Source organism: Mitsuaria sp. BK037 (assembly GCF_014193045.1).
Taxonomy (GTDB): Bacteria; Pseudomonadota; Gammaproteobacteria; order Burkholderiales; family Burkholderiaceae_C; genus Roseateles.
Map to the genome: position 1 here is coordinate 1,906,192 of NZ_JACHYS010000001.1, position 18,736 is coordinate 1,924,927.

The 18,736-nt window shown below is 73.1% G+C and carries 15 protein-coding genes; all 15 read left to right on the plus strand.

Going from position 1 to position 18,736, the window contains the following annotated elements:
- Positions 1 to 174 precede the first annotated feature (174 nt).
- The 15 genes from FHT37_RS07795 (at position 175) to FHT37_RS07865 (ending at position 18,734) form a co-directional block, all read left to right on the plus strand.
- Entirely contained in the window at positions 175 to 753 is a 579-nt protein-coding gene (locus FHT37_RS07795; RefSeq protein WP_183479994.1) for a DUF4255 domain-containing protein, read from the plus strand.
- Positions 754 to 770: 17 nt separating this feature from the next.
- Positions 771 to 1,628: a hypothetical protein gene (locus tag FHT37_RS07800; RefSeq protein ID WP_183479996.1), complete on the plus strand. Its 858-nt coding sequence runs from the start codon at positions 771 to 773 to the stop codon at positions 1,626 to 1,628.
- 18 nt (positions 1,629 to 1,646) lie between these two features.
- The gene (locus tag FHT37_RS07805; RefSeq protein ID WP_091734224.1) at positions 1,647 to 3,266 is read left to right on the plus strand and encodes a phage tail sheath C-terminal domain-containing protein; all 1,620 of its coding nucleotides are present in this window, start codon (positions 1,647 to 1,649) and stop codon (positions 3,264 to 3,266) included.
- A 107-nt stretch (positions 3,267 to 3,373) separates the two neighbouring features.
- Positions 3,374 to 3,799, plus strand: a complete 426-nt coding sequence (locus tag FHT37_RS07810) for a phage tail protein (RefSeq protein ID WP_233218237.1) — start codon at positions 3,374 to 3,376, stop codon at positions 3,797 to 3,799.
- Positions 3,800 to 3,810: 11 nt separating this feature from the next.
- Positions 3,811 to 4,329, plus strand: a complete 519-nt coding sequence (locus tag FHT37_RS07815) for a phage tail protein (protein WP_255512067.1) — start codon at positions 3,811 to 3,813, stop codon at positions 4,327 to 4,329.
- Between the two features lie 34 nt (positions 4,330 to 4,363).
- Positions 4,364 to 4,531, plus strand: coding sequence for a DUF5908 family protein (locus FHT37_RS07820; RefSeq protein WP_183479998.1), 168 nt, complete (start codon positions 4,364 to 4,366; stop codon positions 4,529 to 4,531).
- Position 4,532: 1 nt separating this feature from the next.
- Positions 4,533 to 5,270: a peptidoglycan-binding protein gene (locus FHT37_RS07825; RefSeq protein WP_183480000.1), complete on the plus strand. Its 738-nt coding sequence runs from the start codon at positions 4,533 to 4,535 to the stop codon at positions 5,268 to 5,270.
- A gap of 1 nt (position 5,271) precedes the next feature.
- Complete coding sequence (vgrG, locus tag FHT37_RS07830) at positions 5,272 to 7,065, plus strand: type VI secretion system tip protein VgrG (RefSeq protein ID WP_183480002.1); 1,794 nt, start codon at positions 5,272 to 5,274, stop codon at positions 7,063 to 7,065.
- A 13-nt stretch (positions 7,066 to 7,078) separates the two neighbouring features.
- On the plus strand, positions 7,079 to 7,378 hold the full coding sequence (locus FHT37_RS07835; protein WP_099864373.1) for a PAAR domain-containing protein: 300 nt from the start codon (positions 7,079 to 7,081) through the stop codon (positions 7,376 to 7,378).
- Between the two features lie 71 nt (positions 7,379 to 7,449).
- Positions 7,450 to 7,875 (plus strand): GPW/gp25 family protein, encoded by a 426-nt coding sequence (locus FHT37_RS07840; RefSeq protein WP_091734236.1) that lies wholly within the window; start codon positions 7,450 to 7,452, stop codon positions 7,873 to 7,875.
- Complete coding sequence (locus FHT37_RS07845) at positions 7,872 to 11,801, plus strand: hypothetical protein (RefSeq protein ID WP_183480004.1); 3,930 nt, start codon at positions 7,872 to 7,874, stop codon at positions 11,799 to 11,801. The genes FHT37_RS07840 and FHT37_RS07845 overlap by 4 nt, the downstream gene beginning before the upstream one ends.
- Positions 11,798 to 12,598: a hypothetical protein gene (locus tag FHT37_RS07850; protein ID WP_091734240.1), complete on the plus strand. Its 801-nt coding sequence runs from the start codon at positions 11,798 to 11,800 to the stop codon at positions 12,596 to 12,598. The genes FHT37_RS07845 and FHT37_RS07850 overlap by 4 nt, the downstream gene beginning before the upstream one ends.
- A complete protein-coding gene (locus FHT37_RS07855; protein WP_183480006.1) occupies positions 12,595 to 15,393 on the plus strand; it encodes a hypothetical protein in 2,799 nt (932 codons plus the stop codon). The genes FHT37_RS07850 and FHT37_RS07855 overlap by 4 nt, the downstream gene beginning before the upstream one ends.
- A complete protein-coding gene (locus FHT37_RS07860; protein ID WP_183480008.1) occupies positions 15,386 to 17,320 on the plus strand; it encodes a contractile injection system tape measure protein in 1,935 nt (644 codons plus the stop codon). Before FHT37_RS07855 ends, FHT37_RS07860 begins: the two co-directional genes overlap by 8 nt.
- Positions 17,304 to 18,734, plus strand: coding sequence for an ATP-binding protein (locus tag FHT37_RS07865; protein ID WP_183480010.1), 1,431 nt, complete (start codon positions 17,304 to 17,306; stop codon positions 18,732 to 18,734). Before FHT37_RS07860 ends, FHT37_RS07865 begins: the two co-directional genes overlap by 17 nt.
- Positions 18,735 to 18,736: the final 2 nt, after the last annotated feature.

Sequence of the window (18,736 nt, forward strand, 5' to 3'; positions counted from 1 at the left end):
TGACAGCCGCGCCCGCATCGACATGCGCAACACCGAGGCGGATCTCGGCAATCGCGACGGCCAACATCCGCATCCGCCGGATGGGCCGCGGCGGGGCGCGCTCCTATCGTTCATCCCATCGACCCTCCGGCGCCTCCCGGCGTCCGAACCTCCCACCCGCCCTCGGCCCCCACCATGATCGACGCCGTCCTCCTCCACCTCGCCGGCCACCTCAACGCCGTGCTGCGCCGCTCGCACCAGTCGGCGGAGGACCTGGTCGCGGTGACCGCGCTGCACGAGGCCGACGGCGGACCGGCGGCCGGCGCCTCGCACCGGCTCGCGGCCTTCCTGGTGAACCTGGAGCGCGACCCGGTCGCCAGCCTGCCGGCCCAGGCGCTGGGCAGCGGCGAGCGCCTGGCCCGCTCCGCCCCGCCGGTGCAACTGAACCTGCTGGTGATGTTCGCCGCCAACTACGGCGGCACCACCTACCCGGAAGCGCTCAAGCTCATCGCCAGCACCATCGCCTGCTTCCAGGCCACGCCGGTGCTGGACACGCAGAACTCGCCCGGCATGGATCCGCGCCTGGACAAGCTCACGTTGTCCATCGAGCCGCTGAACCTGAACGAGATGGCGACGCTGTGGGGCGTGCTCGGCGGACGCTACCTGCCCTCGGTGCTGTACCGGGTGCGCCTGCTCACCATCGACGCCCGCCAGTCCGATGCCCAACTGCCGTCGGTGCGCACGCCGGGCGTGGGCGTCGGGGCCCACGGCTGACCGCGAAGGAGCACCTCATGGGCCCCTACCTTCCCCTGCTGCGCATCGACGTCGAGCACGGCTACTACGCCGATGGACGCTGCCGCGGCCTGCGCTTCGTCCCCGCCGGCACGACCGCCGAGCGGCTGCGCCGCGCCGACGCGCTGGTGCGGGCGGACGGCGGCACGCTGCTCGTGCACGGCCCGGCCGAGGCGGTCGAGCGGCTGCGCGCCGACACCGATCCCGACAACGGCGAGGCCGCGCTGGACTGGCTGGTGCATGCGACCGACGACGACTTCGCCTGCGGCACCGAGGACCCCGCCGACCGGCCGCGCGAGCTGCTGTGGGTCGCGCCCGCGGCGCCGGGAGCGTCCGGCGACGACGACGCGACGCTCGTCGCCTCGCCCAGGGCGCTGGACGCGCCCGAGGTGACGGCGCTGCTCGCGCCGGGTGACCGCTGGCTGCCGCCCTTCGCGCTGCTGCACCTGCCGCTGCCCAGCCTGCCGGCGCATGGCCCGGCCGACAACGCCACCGCATGGCCAGTGCAGCTCCGCTGGCCGCTGGCGCCGCGCGCCACCGTCTGGAAGTACTGCCTGTTCGGCGACTGGCCGGAACCGGCGCTCGCCGTCGTCGACCTGGCCGGCGAGACCGAGTTCAGCGCGCCCGCCCCGGACCGCCTGGACAACGGCACGCCGATGCTGGCCATCCGTTCCCGCGTCCGGTTGCCGCTGGCCCAGCGCTCGCCGCGACGTTTCCAGCTGCGCAGCCGTCCCGACGGCGCCGGCAGTCCCAAGGTGCTGATCCGCCGCCTGCCCACCGCGGCGGCGCAACTGCTCGCCCGCGAAACGATCGACGGCCAACCGACGATCGTCTCCGAGATCCACGTGCATCGATAACCCGCAGAGGAGGCCGCCATGGCTATGAAGACACCCGGTGTCTATATCGTCGAGAAGAATGCGTTTCCCAACTCGATCGTCGAGGTGGCCACCGCGGTGCCGGCCTTCGTCGGCTACACGCGCCGCGCCGAGAACGGCGGCAAGTCGCTGCTCAACAAGCCATGGCGCATCAGCTCCATGGCGGAGTACCACACCTACTTCGGCCACGGGCCCGATCCGCGCCTGACCATCACCGAGGCGCCTGCCCCCGCCCCGTCCGACTTCCGCGCCGACGGCAAGGACTACGCGCTGACACAGGCCGACGGCGCCGACGGCGGCCGCTTCCTGCTGTACCGCGCGATGGTGCACTTCTTCCAGAACGGCGGCGGCCCCTGCTACATCGTGTCGGTGGGCGGCTACGGCGGCCAGGTCGAGGCGCCGGCGCTGGCCGGCGGCATCGAGGCCCTGATCAAGGAACAGGAACCGACGATGCTGGTCATCCCCGACGCGGTGCTGCTGCCGCGCGCCGACTGCGTCTCGGTGCAGCAGGCGATGCTCCAGCACTGCGGCGGCAAGATGCGCAACCGCATCGCGATCCTGGATGTCTGGGGCGGCTACCTGGACCGCAAGGATCCGGCCGGCGATCCGGTCGAGGCCTTCCGCAACGACCTGGGCGTCAACTACCTGGACTTCGCCGCGGCCTACTACCCGTGGGTCAACACCACGGTGGTCCAGGACAAGGACCTGGACTACACCCGCATCGCCAATCCCGCGCTGCTGGCCACGCTGCTGCGCGCCGAGCTGTCGCTGCCCGAGAACGTCGATCCCAAAACCACGCCGCCGCGCATCGCGCAGCAGGCCCAGGCGGTGGCCGACATCCTCAAGACCGACGACGACTGGACCCAGTACGTCACCGGCCTGGTCAACGCCTCGACCAAGACCGACGAGGAAAAGCAGAAGGCGCTCACGCCGGCCGCGCTGGCGGTCGCGGTGGAGACGCACAAATCGCTGCTGCACAAGAGCCTGGTGTCGATGAGCCCGCTCTACAACGCGGTGATGACCGAGGCGCGCAACCGGCTCAACCTGCTGCCGCCCTCGGCCGCGATGGCCGGCGTCTACACCATGGTCGACAACAGCCGCGGCGTCTGGAAGGCGCCGGCCAACGTCAGCCTCAACGGCGTGGTGTCGCCGCAGGTGTCGATCTCGCACGAGGACCAGGAGGACCTGAACGTCACCACGCAGGGCAAGTCGATCAACGCGATCCGCTCCTTCATCGGCGAGGGCGTGCTCGTCTGGGGCGCCCGCACGCTGGACGGCAACAGCCTGGACTGGCGCTACATCAACGTGCGCCGCACGATGATCATGCTGGAGGAATCCTGCCGCCTGGCGGCCAAGGCGATGGTCTTCGAGCCCAACGTGGCCAACACCTGGGTGACCATCAAAAGCATGATCGCCAGCTTCCTCACCGGCATCTGGAAGCGCGGCGGCCTGGCCGGCGCGGTCCCTGACGACGCCTTCAGCGTGCACGTCGGCCTGGGCGAGACGATGACGCCCGAGGACATCCTCGAAGGCGTCCTGCGCGTGACCGTGCTGGTGGCCATCAGCCGCCCGGCCGAGTTCATCGAGATCACCTTCCAGCAGCAGATGCAGAAGTCGTGAGGCCGGCCCGGCCCGCGGCCGGCGTCCCGACCTACGACCCCGATTTCCATCCATAACCCTCGCGGAGGCAGCCAATGGCAGACGACGGATCAGCGCAATCGACCACGGTGTGGCCGCTCCCCAAGTTCCGCTTCGAAGTGAAGTGGGACTCGGCGGTGATGTCCTTCCAGGAAGTGTCCGGCCTGGACGTGGAAGCGCAGCCCATCGAGTACCGGCACGGGGACAGCCCCGCGTTCTCGGTGCTCAAGATGCCGGGCATGAAGAAGTACAGCGACGTCACGATGAAGAAGGGCGTCTTCAAGGGCGACAACAAGTTCTGGGACTGGTTCAACGAGATCAAGATGAACACCATCAAGCGCAAGCCGGTGACCATCAGTCTCCTGGACGAGGCCGGCAAGCCGACCATGGTCTGGACCCTGGCCAACGCCTGGCCGACCAAGATCACCAGCACCGACCTGAAGTCCACCGGCAACGAGGTGGCGATCGAGACCATCGTCATCGCGCACGAAGGCCTCACCATCGCCAACGCCTGATGCCGCCGCCCGTGACACGTTCCGCGTCGGCGTCGGCCCCGGCCCCGGGCCCGGCCCGGGCACCGGACGCGCTGCGGGCGCAGCTGCTGTATCCGCCGCCGGCCTTCCACTTCGCGGTGACCTTCGGGTCCAACGCGAAGGACCGCGACGGCGCCTTCCGCGAGGTCACCGGGCTGGGCCCGGAGCTGGAGACCGAGACGGTGGTCGAAGGCGGCCAGAACGCCTTCGTGCACCTGCTGCCCAAGGCGGCGAAGCATCCCAAGCTGGTGCTCTCGCGCGGCATCGCGACGATGGAGTCGCGGCTGCTGCTGTGGTGCCAGGCGGTGCTGGAGGGCGGCTTCGCGCAGCCCATCGCGACGCAGCAGCTGCATGTCTTCCTGCTCGACGGCGATGGCGCCCCGCTGCGGGTCTGGGCGGTGAGCAACGCGTATCCGGTGAAGTGGTCGGTCGAGGCCTTCCAGGCCACCCGCAACGAGGTCGCCATCGAGCGCATCGAGCTGGCCTACGCGGGATCGAGCCGGCTGGTGTGAGCGTCACAGAGGACCAGGACCGAGGACGACGAGCATGAGCATCGAAGTGAGACAACTGCTGATCCGCTCCCAGGTGACGCCCGCGCCGGCCCCGCCGGCGCCCGCCCTGGCGCAGCGCGAGCTGCTGCGGCTGCGCGAGCAGCTGCTGGCCGAATGCCGCGCCTGGCTGGCCGACCGGCTCCACGCTCAGCGGGAGCGCTGAGATGCCGGCCTCGTCCTCCTCCCCCTCCGCCTCGGGCGGCGGCGCCGACGGCGCCTCCACCGAGCTCACCCGGCTGCTGCTCACCCGCTACAGCCTGAGCCGCACCGGCACGGTCCAGCTGGACAAGGCCACCAGCTTCCAGGCGCAGATCAACCCGGCCGAGTTCAGCCACAGCTTCGGCATCCGCTACGACAAGACCAAGGCGCAGGGCTCGTCCGGCGTCGAGCCCAAGTTCAGCACGATGGACGACGAGCGCGTGGCCTTCAACATCGTGCTGGACGGCACCGGCGTCGTGCCGCCGGTGCCCGGCCAGCCACCCGACGTGAAGGGCCAGCTGGCGCAGCTGAGCAAGGTGGTCTACGAATACGTGGACCTGCGCAGCGAGCCGCCCTACGTGCGGGTGCTGTGGGGCACGCTGATCTTCTTCGGCCGGCTGGAATCGCTGAAGGCGCAGTACACCCTGTTCAAGCCCGGCGGCGACCCGCTGCGGGCCAAGGTGGACCTGAGCTTCGTCGGCGCGATGAGCAAGGAGGAGGAGCGCCGCGTCACCCAGCGCGCCAGCACCTCCGAGCAGACGCGCACCGTGCGGATGTACGGCAACGAATCGATCGGCCAGGTCTGCGAGCGCATCTACGGCGATCCCTCGGTCTTCATGAAGGTCGCCCGCTTCAACGGCCTGACCGACTTCCGCAACATCCCGCCGGGCACCGTGCTGCGGTTCCCGCCGATGGAGAAGTGACATGCCCGGCGTCTCCCCCAACCAGGACACCGTCGGCGTCGTCACCCTGGCCGTGCTCGCCAACGGGCAGCGGCTGGAGGCCAGCGCCGACCTGATGTCGGTGACCATCCGGCGCGCGGCCAACACCGTGCCGTCGGCGCGGCTGGTGTTCAACGACGGCGACATGCCGGACCGCGACTTCCCGCTCAGCGACTCCGCGCACTTCAAGCCCGGCGCCCGGCTGACGATCCGGGCCGGCTACGGCCAGCAGGAGGACACGATCTTCGAAGGCCTGGTCGTGCGCCACGGACTGCGCGTGCAGGGCGACAACGACGCTCGCCTGGTCGTGGACTGCCGCGACGCGGCGGTGAAGATGACCATCGGCCGCCGCAACGCCAACTACATCGACCAGCTCGACAGCGACATCATGAGCACGCTGGCCGGCGCGCACGGGCTGTCGGCGCAGGTCGACGCCACCACCGTCACCCATCCGGAGCTGGTCCAGCACTTCTGCAGCGACTGGGACTTCCTGCTGACGCGGGCCGACGCCAACGGCCTGCTGGTGATCGCCACCGACGGCGCGCTGGCGGTGACCGCGCCCGCGGCCGAGGGCGAACCGGCCCTGGCGGTCACCTACGGCATGGACCTGATCGACTTCGAGGGCGACGTCGACGCGCGCCACCAGTACGGCAGCGCGATGGCGGTCTCCTGGGACCCGAAGGCGCAGGCCGCGCTCGAAGGCAGCGCCGCCGATCCCGCCACGCTGCCCGCGCAGGGCGACCTGGACAGTACGACGCTGTCGGCCGTCATCGGCCTGGAGAGCTTCCGGCTGCAGGCCGGCGCGCCGCAGTCCAAGGACATGCTGACCCAGTGGGCGAAGGCGCAGCAGGTCAAGTCCGGCCTGGCGCGGATGCGCGGCCACCTGAAGTTCCAGGGCAGCGCCAAGGCGCGCGTCGGCGGGCTGATCGCGCTGCAGGGCGTCGGCGCCCGCTTCAGCGGCACTGTCTTCGTCACCGGGCTGCGCCACCACATCGAGGACGGCGCCTGGACCACCGAGGCCGAGTTCGGCCTCGATCCCGACTGGTTCAGCGCGCGGCCCGACGTGCCGGCGCAGCCGGCGGCAGGCCTGCTGCCGCCGGTGCCCGGCCTGCAGGTCGGCGTGGTGCTCAAGCTCGACGGCGACCCCACCGGCGAGCCCCGCATCCAGGTCAAGGTGCCGGTGCTGCAGGCCGAGACCGAGGGCGTCTGGGCCCGGCTGCTGCAGGGCCACGCCAGCAGCGGCTTCGGCGCCTTCTTCCTGCCCGAGGTCGGCGACGAGGTGGTGCTGGGCTACTTCGCCGGCGATCCCTCGCACCCGGTCGTGCTGGGCAGCCTCTACAGCAGCGGCCGCACGCCGCCCTACGCGCTGGCCACGCCCAACGACACCAAGGCCTTCGTCACGCGCTGCGGCCACAAGCTCGAGTTCGACGAGAAGGACCAGGTCATCACCGTCGCCACGCCGGCCAACAACCGCATCGTGCTCAGCGACAAGGACAAGTCCATCCGGCTCGAGGACCAGAACGGCAACACCGTCGAGCTCAAGCCCGGCGGCATCGCGCTGGACAGCCCCAAGGACATCACCGTCACCGCGCAGGGCCGCATCGCGCTGGACGCGGTCGGCGCGGTGAGCATCAGCTCGCAGGCCGACGTCCAGGCCACCGGCCTGAACGTCAACTGCGAGGCCCGGATCGGCTTCACCGCCAAGGGCAACGCCGCCGCGGAGCTCTCGGCCTCGGGCCAGACCGTGGTCAAGGGCGCGATGGTCATGATCAATTGAGCAAGGAGCCACCATGCCCCCCGCCGCCCGACTCACCGACCTGCATGTCTGCCCCATGGTCACGCCGGGGCTGCCGCCGGTGCCGCATGTCGGCGGACCGGTCATCGGCCCGGGCGTGCCCACCGTGCTGATCGGCCTGCTGCCCGCCGCGGTGCAGGGTGACAACGCGACCTGCGTCGGCCCGCCCGACGCGATCGTGATGGGCTCCACCACGGTGCTCATCGGTGGCCGGCCGGCGGCGCGCGTCGGCGATGCCACCGCGCACGGCGGCAACGTCGCGCTCGGCCTGCCGACCGTGCTGATCGGCGGCTGACGCGCCGCCAACGACGCCCCTCGACGCCCCTTCATCGCCCCGTAACCGCCCCACCCTTCACGGACCTCGACATGGACGGCGAACTCGACTTCCTCGGCACCGGCTGGGCCTTCCCGCCGGCCTTCGACCGGCGCACCCGCGGCGCGGTGATGGTCTCCGGCGTGGCCGACGTCGAGGAGAGCCTGCGCATCCTGCTGACCACCACGCCGGGCGAGCGCGTCATGCATCCGAGCTACGGCTGCGGCCTGCGGCGCATGGTCTTCGAGACGATGAACGACAGCACGCTCACCGAGATCCGCAGCCTGATCGAGAAGGCCATCCTGTTCTTCGAGGCCCGCATCGCGCTGAACGCGGTCGACATCGACACCTCGGGCCTGTACGACGGCGTGCTGCGCATCCGGCTGGACTACACGCTGCGCAGCAGCAACAGCCGCCACAACCTCGTGTTTCCGCTCTACCTGCGCGAGGGCGAGGTGCTGGGGAGCGAACCCGCATGACGACCGGCACCGAACAGCGCGAGCGCTTCCCGATGGCCCTGGAGCCCGGCTACTTCCGGCCGGACGACCTGAGCTTCGAGCAGCGCGTGGACATGATGGCGCGGCTCGCGGAGCAGCTGCGCTTCATCGACCTCGACGACCAGGAGGACGGGGACTGGCGCGGGCTCTTCGCCACCGACCCGACGCTGGTGATGGCGGGCATCGCGGCGCTCGATCCCTGGCCGCTGCAGCAGCAGTTCGGGCGCGACGCGGACTCGGCGCCGCTGGAGCTGCTGGCGCGCCAGGTGCTGGGCCTGGCGGCGCGGCTGGACCACTGGTGGCGCGCGCTCGCCGGCATCCATGACGACGCGCCGCGCGTGCTGCGCGAGCGCATCCAGCAGCTGGTGGAGCAGCAGCTCGCCGCCGACCTGCGCTGGGTGGAGCGTCGTTTCCTGCGGCGCGGCGACGAGGCGGCCGCGAGCCGGCCGACCGGGCCGGTGGAGCGCGACCTGTCGCGGATGTGGCATCGCACGATCGGCGAGGAGCCGGCGGCCGATGCCGCCGCCGAGCGCGAGGACCGCGAGCGGCTGCGGGAGCGCTTCTTCGCCTTCCTCAGCGCGGTCGAGGAGGTCCGGCGGCTGGCGCGCGAGCTGCTGCCCGACAGCATGGCCACCGCCAACCACGAGCCGGCGGCGGCCATGCTGATCGCCTTCCTGAAGGTCTGCGAGACCGCGCAGCGCGAGGTCAACCGCCTGCCGGCGCGCCACACCGCCTTCTACTACCGCGATTGCCTGGGCTTCGGCCCGGCGCCGGCGCACGCCGACCGCGTCCACCTGGCCTGCCAGCGCGACCCGCGCGCGCCGGGCGACCTGACGCTGCCCACCGGCACCGCCTTCGAGGCCGGCAAGGATGCGGCGGGCCGGCCGGTGCGTTTCGTCAGCGAGGCGCCGATCGCCGTCACCGACACGCGGGTGGCCGCGCTGTGCACGCTGCGGCTGGAGCGGGATCCGCTGATCGCGCCGGAGCGCGACCTCCATTACGTCACCCGCGCGAAGGTGGCGCGCCCGGTCGCGGACGGCCGCACCGTCTGGCCGCTCTTCGGCGCCGCCGGCGGCGCGGGCGCGGAGGACGCGCGCATCGGGCTGGCGGTGGCGTCGCCGCTGCTGGCGCTGCGCGAGGGCGATCGCGAGATCCGCGTGATCCTGCGCCAGACCTCCTCCGGCGCCGCGCCGGACCTGCGCGGCCTGCGCGACGCGGCGCTGCGGGCCGAGTCGGCGTCGGCCTTCCGCGACGCCTTCGGCGACCTGCTGCCGCAATGGCTGCTGGCCGACGGCGCGGACAGCCCGGCGGCCAGCGCGAGCAGCGCGAGCGCCACGACCGGTACGGGCGTGAGCGGCATCGAGATGGACGTCGACGACCTGTCGGAGGCCGACTGGACTGCGCTGCGCCATACCGCGCATCGCCTGACCGGCAACGGCCTGCCGGCGCTGTTCAACGGTCCCGGCCGGCCTCATCGCGCGCTGGTCTTCGACCGGCTGCTGCAGGGCGCCTTCCGCGTCAGCCTGAGCACGCCGTCGGGCTGGCACGCCGTCGAGGCGCGGCTCGAACGCGCCGCCGGCGCCGGCCTGTCGCTGTTCATCCGGCTGCGCGCCGACGCGCCGCCGGTGACCGGCTGCGACCCGGTGGTGCATGGCGCCGAATGGCCCACGCGGCTGCCGGTGCTGCGCCTGGAGCTGGCCACGCAGGCGCGGCTCTATCCCTACTCGCTGCTGGCCCGGCTGCCGCTGGCCGAGGTCGACCTGCGGGTGAAGGCGCGCGGCGTGCGCGACGTGCGGCTGGCCAACAACCTCGGCCGGCTGGATCCCTCGAAGGCCTTCGCGCCCTTCGGCCCGCTGCCGGGCCTGTCGTCCTACCTGGTCGTCGGCTCGCCCGAGGCCGCGCGCAAGACCCTGGACCACCTCTCGCTGGACCTCGAATGGGGCGGCCTGCCCAACGAGCCGGGCGGTTTCGACACCCACTACGCCGGCTACGCCGGCCCGGCCGGCAAGGAGCTGCGGCAGGGCCAATTCAGCGTCGAGATCGCCTGGCTGCGCGACGGCCAGTGGCAGGACTGCGCCAACCGCTCCGCCCGACAGCCGCTGTTCGCCGGCACCAATGCCGCCAGCGAGCTGATCGCGACGCAGCACATCGAGCTCGATCCGGGCTCGGTGCGCAAGCTCAGCCGCGCCACCGAGGAGGACTGGTCGACGATGGCGATGCCGCGCAACGGCCTGTGCCGGCTGCAGCTCAGCGGCCCGCGCGCCGCCTTCGGCCACACCGCCTACCCGATCGAGCTCGGCGCGACGGTGGCGGCCAACGCGCGCACGCGGCGGCCGCGTCCGCTGCCGAATCCGCCCTACACGCCGGTGATCGAGCGGCTCTCGCTGAACTACGAGGCGGCCAGCGTCATCGCACTGGACCGCGACGACGACCCGCCCGAGGGCGTCGACGGCGAGCGCCTCTTCCACCTGCATCCCTTCGGCCTGCAGACGCTGCTCTCGGCCGTCTCCGGCGGCGGACACGGGCTGCTGCCGCGGCTGGGCGCCGACGGCAACCTCTACCTCGGACTGAGCGGCTCGGACCCGGGCGGCGTGCTGACGCTGCTGTTCCAGCTGCGCGAGTCCTCCGCGCGCGGCCCCCTCAACGGCGCCCGTCCGCGCGCGCTGCAGTGGTGGACGCTGGCCGACGACGACTGGCGCCCGCTGCCACCGACCCGCGTGCTGGGCGACACCACGCACGGCGGCCTGACCTCCGGCATCGTCACGCTGGACCTGCCGCGCGACATGAGCACCACCCACACCGTGATGCCGGCCGGGTTGTACTGGCTGCGGCTGTCGGCGACGAGCGACTTCGACGGCTTCGGCGGCCTGGTCTCGGTGCGCACGCAGGGTCTGCGCCTGCGTCGCGAACTGCCCGGCGACGCGGGCGCCCCGCCGCGCGCCACCGGCGCGCCGGCCGCGCCGCCGCAGCCGCTGGTGGACGGCGTCATCACCCGCCCCACCGCGACGCTGGCCGGGCTGGCGTCGGTCGCGCAGGTGGGGCGCTCCTTCGGGCTGCGCGCCGCGGAGGACGAGCGCGCGCTGATCACCCGCGCCGGCGAGCGCCTGCAGCACAAGGGTCGCGCCTCGCTGGGCTGGGACGTCGAGCGACTGCTGCTGTCGCGCTTCCCCGAGGTGCTCAAGGTCCGATGCCTGCCAGCAAATGACGGCAGCGGCGGCGTCACGGCGGTGGTCCTCCCGACGCTGCCGCGCAACCTGCCCGCCCTCGCCTGCGCGGCGCCGCGCTTCAACGCGATCGAGCTGGCCCGCATGGCCAGCGCGCTGCGCGAGATCGGCTCGCCCTTCGCGCGCTTCCAGGTGCGCAACCCGGCCTACGACCGGCTGCAGTTGCGCGCCACCATCGGCCTGGCGCGCGGCGCGCACGAAGGCGCCACGCTGCGCCGCGTCAACCAGGAGATCGTCGAGTTCCTCTCGCCCTGGTTCGACGACGGCTACGGGCCGCGCTTCGACTGGCTGGTGCGCAGCGAGGACCTGGAGGCGCGGCTGCGCGGGCTGGAGGGCGTGAGCTTCGTGACGCGCTTGTCGCTGATCACCGTGGCCTGCGACGACCACGGCGTCTACACGCTGGCCGACACCGCGCGCGCGGAGATGGTCGCCGACCTGCCCGACCAGCCGCCCGCCATCGGCGCGGCCCATGCGCACGCGCGGCTGCCGTGGAGCATCGCGCTGCCGATGCCGCAGCACATCCTCACCGCGGTCGACCGCTTTCCGCAGACGGTGGCGCCCAGCGCCACCGGCGTGGACCGGCTGGCGGTCGGCAGCACCTTCGTCATCGGCGGACCGGCCGCACAGGATGCCTCGGGCGTTCCGGCCGGCCCCGCCTTCGTGATCGGCAGGGGCGCGCCATGACGACCCGCAACCGCGACACGCTGAAGCAGTTCTTCCAGGAGGGCCGGCTGCCCACCAGCGACCACTTCGGCGACCTCATCGACTCGATGCTCAACATGAGCGACGAGGGTTTCCGCAAGACGCCGGAGAACGGCCTGGAGGTCTCGGCGCCGGTCAGCCACGACGCGCTGCTGAGCTTCTACCGCGAGCAGAGCGGCCGCGAGGCGATCTGGTCGATGAACTACGGCGGCGACAGCGACCAGCTGATGTTCCATCACGGTGACGCGCGCGCCGCCGCGGCGCAGGCGCCGGTGCTGGCGCTGGACACCGCGGGCCGCGTCGGCATCGGCACGGCGCGGCCGCGCCAGACGCTGGAGGTGGCCGGCGTGGTGGCCTCGTCCGGGCGGCTGGGCGACCTGCGGCGCGCCGACCAGAAGGGCCAGCCGCTCAAGGCGGACGGCGAGTGGCACGACCTGACCGGCCCGCTGGGCGGGTGCCAGGCCTTCGAGGTGATGGCCGGCGTCGGGCAGAAGGACGGCGGCCGCTTCGCGATGCTGCATGCGATCGCGATGAACACCTACAACCCGCTGCCGGGCTGGCTGGAGTTCCTCTCGCCGCGCAAGCGCATCCGCAGCCAGCACGCGTGGTACGGCCGCCGCTGCGACCGGCTGCAGCTGCGCTGGGCCGGCGACCACGGCCGGCGCGCCAGCTACCGGCTGCAGATCCGCACGCAGTGCGACTACGGCGAGGACAAGCTGATCCAGGCCGCGGTGACGCAGCTGTGGTTCGACCCCGAGATGGCCGGAGGCACGCCATGAGCAGCGGCACCGCGATGCGCAAGCACCCGGTCTTTCCGTCCGACCTGCCGGGGCCGGTGGCCAATCCCGCCGTGCCGGAGATGCCGGTCCGGCTCTCGCCGCCGACCGGCGAGGAGCGCGAGCTCGGCTTCGACGGCCTGCGCGCCCGCGGCCTGGAGTGGCTGCAGGCGCTCGGCGGCGGCGTGTGGACCGACCACAACCTCCACGACCCCGGCATCACGCTGCTGGAGCAGCTGTGCTTCGGCCTCACCGACCTGGTCTACCGCGCCGGCTTCCCGGTGGCCGACCACCTGACCGGGCCCGACGGCACGATCGACTACGCCGGCCTGTCGCTGCATCCGCCGGCCGAGGTCTTTCCCTGCCGGCCGACGACGCCGGCGGACCATCGGCGCCACCTGCTCGACGCCGTGCCCGGGCTGGACGACGCGACGCTGATGCCGGACGCGGACAGCGGGCTCTACCGGCTGCGGCTGAAGCTGTCGCAGGACGGCGGCGGCGCGCCCGGCGCGGCGCCGTCGCCGGCCGCGGATCGCATCGCGGCGGCGCGCGCGGCCTACTTCGCCCGTCGCAACCTGGGCGAGGACCTGGCGCCGGACATCGTGCGCCTGCGCGACGTGCCCTGCGAGCTGCATGCCGACATCGACATCGCCGGGCCGCGCGACGGCGTGGACATCCTGGCCGAGGTCTACGACCGCTGCGCGCGCCACATCGCACGGGCCGCCGTCTCGCGCACGCTGGACGAGCTGCTGCGCGAGGGCCGGTCGCTGGAGGACATCTACACCGGTCCTGCGCCGCGCCACGGCTTCATCGAGGACGCGCCGCCCTCCGAGGCCGGCCACGCGGCCGAGCGGCTGTTCCTGTCCGACCTCACCGCCGTCGTGCTGGCGGTGCCGGGCGTGGTCGACGCGCGCGTGATCGCGCTGCGCGCCGAAGGGCGCGAGGCGACGGCCGGCTCGGTCGAGTGGCGCGGCGAGGACTGGGCGCTGGCGCTGCGGCTGCCCGACCGCGACCAGCCCTCGACGATCACCGTGCGCCGGCGCGGCAATGCGGTGCCGGTGGCCTGGAACGACCTGCGCCGGCGGCTGGAGGACCTGCGCGCCGCCGGCCGGGCGCACCAGGCGCGCGGCCAGGCCGGGCATGCGGCGCGCGCGGCGGCGCTGCTGCCGCTGGGCGTGCACCGGCGGCTGGACACCTATGTGTCGGTGCAGGACCACCTGCCGGCGATCTACGGCCTGGGCCGCTACGGCGTCCCGGCCTCCGCGCCGCCGCAGCGGCAGGCGCGGGCCAAGCAGCTCAAGGCCTACCTGGTGATGCAGGAGCAGGCGATCGCGCAGGGCCTGGCCCAGCTGCAGCACCTGCGGGCGCTGTTCTCGGTGGCACCGGGCGCGCGCCAGGGGCTGTGGTCGCAGCTGATCGGACCGGACGCGGTGCCGGCGATCGACCGGCTCTACCGGCAGCCGCCGCAGGCGGTGATGGACACGGTCTACCGGCCCTTCGACCGCTCCGCGAAGCGCAAGAACCGGGCGCTGGACCACCTGCTCGCGCTGCATGGCGAGACCTACACGCAGAACTCGATGCGGCAGTTCCTGGGCCACCTCGGGCCCGAGGAGGCGGAGACGCTGCTGCTCGAGAACAAGGCCACCTGGCTGCGCGACATCGTGACGCTGACGCGCGACCGCGCCGGCGGGTTCGACCCGGGGCGTCCGTCCTGGGACGCGCCGGACAACTGCGGCGGCCTGCAGCGCCGGGCCAGCCTGCTGCTGGGTTTCCGCCTGTGGCACGACCGGCCGCTGACGCGCGTGCTGCGCGAGCAGCGCTTCACGCTCGTCGAGCATCCGGGGCCGGCGCACCAGCCCTGGCTGCTCGATCCAGACGACGACGCGGTGCGCCTGGCGCCGGCGGCCGGCCAGGCGGTGCAACCGGCCGACCGGACGCAGGTGCTGGCGGACCTGCAGCGCATGCCCTGGCTGCGGCTGCCGCTGCCGGCCGGCCTGCTGCGCGCCGGGCAGCACGGCGCGCGCTACCGCCTGCTGACGGGAACGAGCGGCGGTGTCGGCGGTGTCGGCGGTGTCGGCGGCAGCGGCAGCGGCAGCGGCAGCGGCAGCGGCAGCGGCAGCGGCGAGCATGGTCCGCGTCGGCTCGCGCTGGGTCCTGACGAGCACGGCCGCTGGTGGTTGCTGGGCGAGTTTCCGGACGCCGACGCCGCGCGACGCGGCGCGGCCAGCCTGCGCCTGTACCTGCGCCACCTGGACCAAGAGAGCGAAGGCCTGCACGTGGTCGAGCACCTGCTGCTGCGACCGACGCGGCCGGGCGGCTCGGCTCATGCGCGGCTGGACCTGCCGGAGGACTTCCACCGGCTGCGCGTGACGGTGGTGCTGCCCGGCTGGACGCAGCGCTGCTCGCAGCCGGCGTTCCGGAACTTCGCGGAGGAGACCTTGCGCATCAGCTGCCCCGCTCACCTGACGCTGCGCTGCCTGTGGCTTGACGCGGCGCCGATGCAGCGCTTCGAGGAGGCGCATGCCGCCTGGCTGGAGGCGCGCATGGCCTGGGTCGCGTCGCCGGACGCGGCATCGGCGCAGGCGCTCGCGGACGAGGCGGCCTGCCGCGTGATCGAGTGCCTGCCGCTGCCGCCCGATGAAAAAGCAGCCACCGCGCGCGGCAACGGCAACGGCAACGGCAGTAGCAGTAGCAATAGCACTAGCGGCCGAGACGGCCGCAGCGGCAGCGGCAGCGGCAGCGGCAGCGGCAGCGGCGACAGTGACGGCGACGGACCGGTGGTGCAAGGCCATGCGTGACTCGACCGCTCCCACTGCGCACCTCGTCGAGCGCCTGACCGTCGACGCGGGCTTCGGCGCGGGCATCGCGCCCGGCGACGCGGAGGCCCGCCTGGTCGCCTGCGCCCAGGGACCGTTGCTGCGCGTGATCGACGAGGTGTTCGATGCCTGCTGCCCGCCAGACGAGCAATGGCGGCTGGATGAACTGGAGATCGACCTGGGCGAGTTGCCCGCCGCCGACTGGGAGGCCGAGGCACCGCGCCTGCTGCGCGAGCGCCTGCGCCGCGTGCTGGAGGAGCTCCGCGCACCGGGCGGCGTCAGCGCCAGCGGCCGCGCGACCGGTCTGCGGGTCCGCACGCGGCCCCAGGCGCGGCTGGACGCGCTGCTGCACTTCCTGCGCCACGGCCGCCTGCCCTGGCAGGGCCGCGGCGACGACCCCGCCGCGCTGATGCGCGACGCGCTGCGCGAGGACCCGGCCGCCCTCGCTGCGGGACTGCGCGCCGCGCCGGACCGCGCCGCGCTGCTGCGGCGACTGGCCGCGCAATTCGACGAGGACACGCTGGCCGCGCTGGTCCACGCCTGCATGCCCGGCGAGCCCGCCGCCGCGGCGCGGCTGCTGGCCATAGTCGCCCAGGCGCGTCGCGACGGCCGCGCGCCGCGCACGCTCGCCGCGCTGTGGGAATCGGTGCTCGGCCAGGCGATGGACCATGCGGTCGCGCCGCGCCCGGCGGCGCTGATGCTGCTGCGGGCCCAGTTGCTCGCGGCGCTCGACACGGACGGCAACGCCGCGGCCAGCGCCGATCCGCTGCAGAGCGTCGCCCATGCCTGGGCACCGCTGCTGCGCGAGGACCGGGACTGGCTGCGCGCGACATTGCAGCGCGCAGCCGAGACGGTGACGCTGCGCGAGCGCCTGTCGCAGGCGCTGCCGGAAGCACTGCTGCCGCGACTGCTCGCCCTGTGGATGACCGAGCCCGAAGTGCGCGCCGTCACCGACTGGATCGCCGCCGTGGCGGCTGGCGACACGGCAGCGATGTCCATGGCCGCAAGCGCGTCGAGCGCGACAGGTGCGAGCAACGCGCCCGGGACGATGGCGGCCGGGGCGACGACGACAGCGACCGCCACGGCGACGGTCGTCGCGGCTCGGCGGCGTCGTCTGTGGCAGGCGACGCTGGGCCACGCCGCCCGGCATTCGTCCGCGAGCTTCGACGCGATCCGCTACGAGACGCAGGTGCGCGAGGACCTGACGCGCCATGCCGGCGCCGAGCCGCCGGCGCGCTGGTACGACCGCGTCGTGCGCCAGGCCACCGCGGTGCTCGCCGCGGCACTCGGCGCGCTGCGCCTGCCCTGGCGCAAGGCCGCGCCGCCCGCGACCACGGCCACGGCCGGTGCGTCCGGGACGGCGACTCAAGCCGCCTCCCCCGCGACCGCCACCGCCGAGCCGCTGCCGGAAGTGATCGCCGTCGACAACGCCGGACTCGTGCTGCTGTCGCCTTACCTGCCGCGGCTGTTCTCGATGCTGACACTGGCCGACGACCGGGCCTTCACCGGGCCCGAGGCCGCCGCCCGCGCCTCGCTGCTGCTGCAGGCGCTCGCCACCGGCGAGGCCGCGGCGCCAGAGCCGGCGCTGGTGCTCAACAAGCTGCTGTGCGGCGTCCCGCTGGACGCGCCGTTGCCGCGCGAGATCACGCTCACCGAGCCCGAGCGCACGGCGATCGACGGCCTGCTCGGCGCGGTGATCCAGCACTGGCGGATCCTGGAGTCGACCTCGCCGGCCGGGCTGCGCGACACCTTCCTGCGCCGCGCCGCGCGCCTGGAGCGCCGCGACGACGCCTGGCAGCTCGCGGTCGAGCCCGGGCCCTTCGACATGCTGATCGATCAACTGCCATGGGGTTACGCGACGCTGCGGCATCCGTGGATGGAAAGGGTGATTCATGTGGACTGGCGCTGACCCCTCGCCACGCGCGGCCATCAACGCGCGGGCCCTGGAGGCCGAGCTGCGCTGGCTGGACCGCGCGCTGCAGCTGCGGCTGGCCGGGCATTTCGGCCACGAGGAGGCGGCGGGCGCGACGCTGCTCCCGACCGCCGCGAGCGGCACGACCGCTGCGACCGCCGCGATGGCGCCCTTGCCCGATCCTCCCGCCCTGCCCCGCGACGGCGCGGCCGACGACCACGACCTCGCGCGCCTGATCCGCCAGGGCGGGCTCGGGCCGGCGGAGCGGCTGGTCCTGGCGCTGGCGCTGGCGCCGCACCTGCGGCCACAGCTGCTGGACCTGCTGTTCGTCAGCAACCGCAACCTGGACCGCGGCTTCTGCGAATTCGGCGGCTGGAAGGGACGGCACCACGGCGGCTTTCTGCCGACGGTGGAGACGGCGGCCTTCCTGGTCGCCGGCGAGGACCTGGCGCGGCGCTTCGAGTTGCGCCGCATGCTGGACGAGGCCGCGCCGCTGCGCCGGCTGGGCCTGGTGAGGCTGGTGCACGAGTCGCCGGGCGAGCCGTGGTACGGCGCGGCGCTGGTGGCCGGCGCCGACACGCTGGACCTGCTGTGCACCGGCGAGGCGCGCAAGCCCGACTACAGCGCGCAGTTCCCCGCCAAGCTGATCGAGACGCGGCTGGACTGGGACGACCTGGTGCTGGACGCCGAGGTGATGGACGAGGTGCAGGCCATCACGACCTGGGCCCGCCACGGCGAGGCGCTGATGCGCGACTGGCGCCTGGAGAAGTCGCTCAAGCCCGGCTACCGCTGCCTGTTCTTCGGGCCGCCCGGCACCGGCAAGACGCTGACGGCGACGCTGATCGGCCGGCAGGTGCAGGCGGACGTCTACCGCATCGACCTGTCGATGGTGGTGTCCAAGTACATCGGCGAGACGGAGAAGAACCTGGCCCAGGTCTTCGACCAGGCGCAGCACCGGCGCTGGATCCTGTTCTTCGACGAGGCCGACGCGCTCTTCGGCAAGCGGACCGCGACCTCCAGCAGCAACGACCGCCACGCCAACCAGGAGGTCTCCTACCTGCTGCAGCGGGTGGAGGACTTCCCCGGGACGGTGATCCTGGCCAGCAACCTCAAGGGCAACATCGACGACGCCTTCGCGCGGCGCTTCCAGTCGGCGGTGTACTTCCCGATGCCCGATGCCGAGCAGCGGCTGCGGCTGTGGGAAGGCATGGTGCGGCACACCGGCCGGCTGGACGCCGAGGTGGACCTGCGTGAGCTCGCCGAGCGGCATGAACTGGCCGGCGGCGCGATCGCCAACGTGGTGCGCTTCGGCGCGATCAACGCGATGCAGGCGGGACGCGAACGCATCCTGGCCGCCGACCTGCGCAAGGGCATCGCCAAGGAACTGCGCAAGGAAGGACGCACGGTGTAGCC

What these genes read in the sequence shown, in the direction of transcription:
- FHT37_RS07795 (WP_183479994.1), top strand. Translation starts at nt 175, where the DNA reads ATGATCGACGCCGTCCTCCTCCACCTCGCCGGCCACCTCAACGCCGTG.
- FHT37_RS07800 (WP_183479996.1), top strand. Translation starts at nt 771, where the DNA reads ATGGGCCCCTACCTTCCCCTGCTGCGCATCGACGTCGAGCACGGCTAC.
- FHT37_RS07805 (WP_091734224.1), top strand. Translation starts at nt 1,647, where the DNA reads ATGGCTATGAAGACACCCGGTGTCTATATCGTCGAGAAGAATGCGTTT.
- FHT37_RS07820 (WP_183479998.1), top strand. Translation starts at nt 4,364, where the DNA reads ATGAGCATCGAAGTGAGACAACTGCTGATCCGCTCCCAGGTGACGCCC.
- FHT37_RS07825 (WP_183480000.1), top strand. Translation starts at nt 4,533, where the DNA reads ATGCCGGCCTCGTCCTCCTCCCCCTCCGCCTCGGGCGGCGGCGCCGAC.
- vgrG (WP_183480002.1), top strand. Translation starts at nt 5,272, where the DNA reads ATGCCCGGCGTCTCCCCCAACCAGGACACCGTCGGCGTCGTCACCCTG.
- FHT37_RS07835 (WP_099864373.1), top strand. Translation starts at nt 7,079, where the DNA reads ATGCCCCCCGCCGCCCGACTCACCGACCTGCATGTCTGCCCCATGGTC.
- FHT37_RS07840 (WP_091734236.1), top strand. Translation starts at nt 7,450, where the DNA reads ATGGACGGCGAACTCGACTTCCTCGGCACCGGCTGGGCCTTCCCGCCG.
- FHT37_RS07845 (WP_183480004.1), top strand. Translation starts at nt 7,872, where the DNA reads ATGACGACCGGCACCGAACAGCGCGAGCGCTTCCCGATGGCCCTGGAG.
- FHT37_RS07850 (WP_091734240.1), top strand. Translation starts at nt 11,798, where the DNA reads ATGACGACCCGCAACCGCGACACGCTGAAGCAGTTCTTCCAGGAGGGC.
- FHT37_RS07855 (WP_183480006.1), top strand. Translation starts at nt 12,595, where the DNA reads ATGAGCAGCGGCACCGCGATGCGCAAGCACCCGGTCTTTCCGTCCGAC.
- FHT37_RS07860 (WP_183480008.1), top strand. Translation starts at nt 15,386, where the DNA reads ATGCGTGACTCGACCGCTCCCACTGCGCACCTCGTCGAGCGCCTGACC.
- FHT37_RS07865 (WP_183480010.1), top strand. Translation starts at nt 17,304, where the DNA reads ATGTGGACTGGCGCTGACCCCTCGCCACGCGCGGCCATCAACGCGCGG.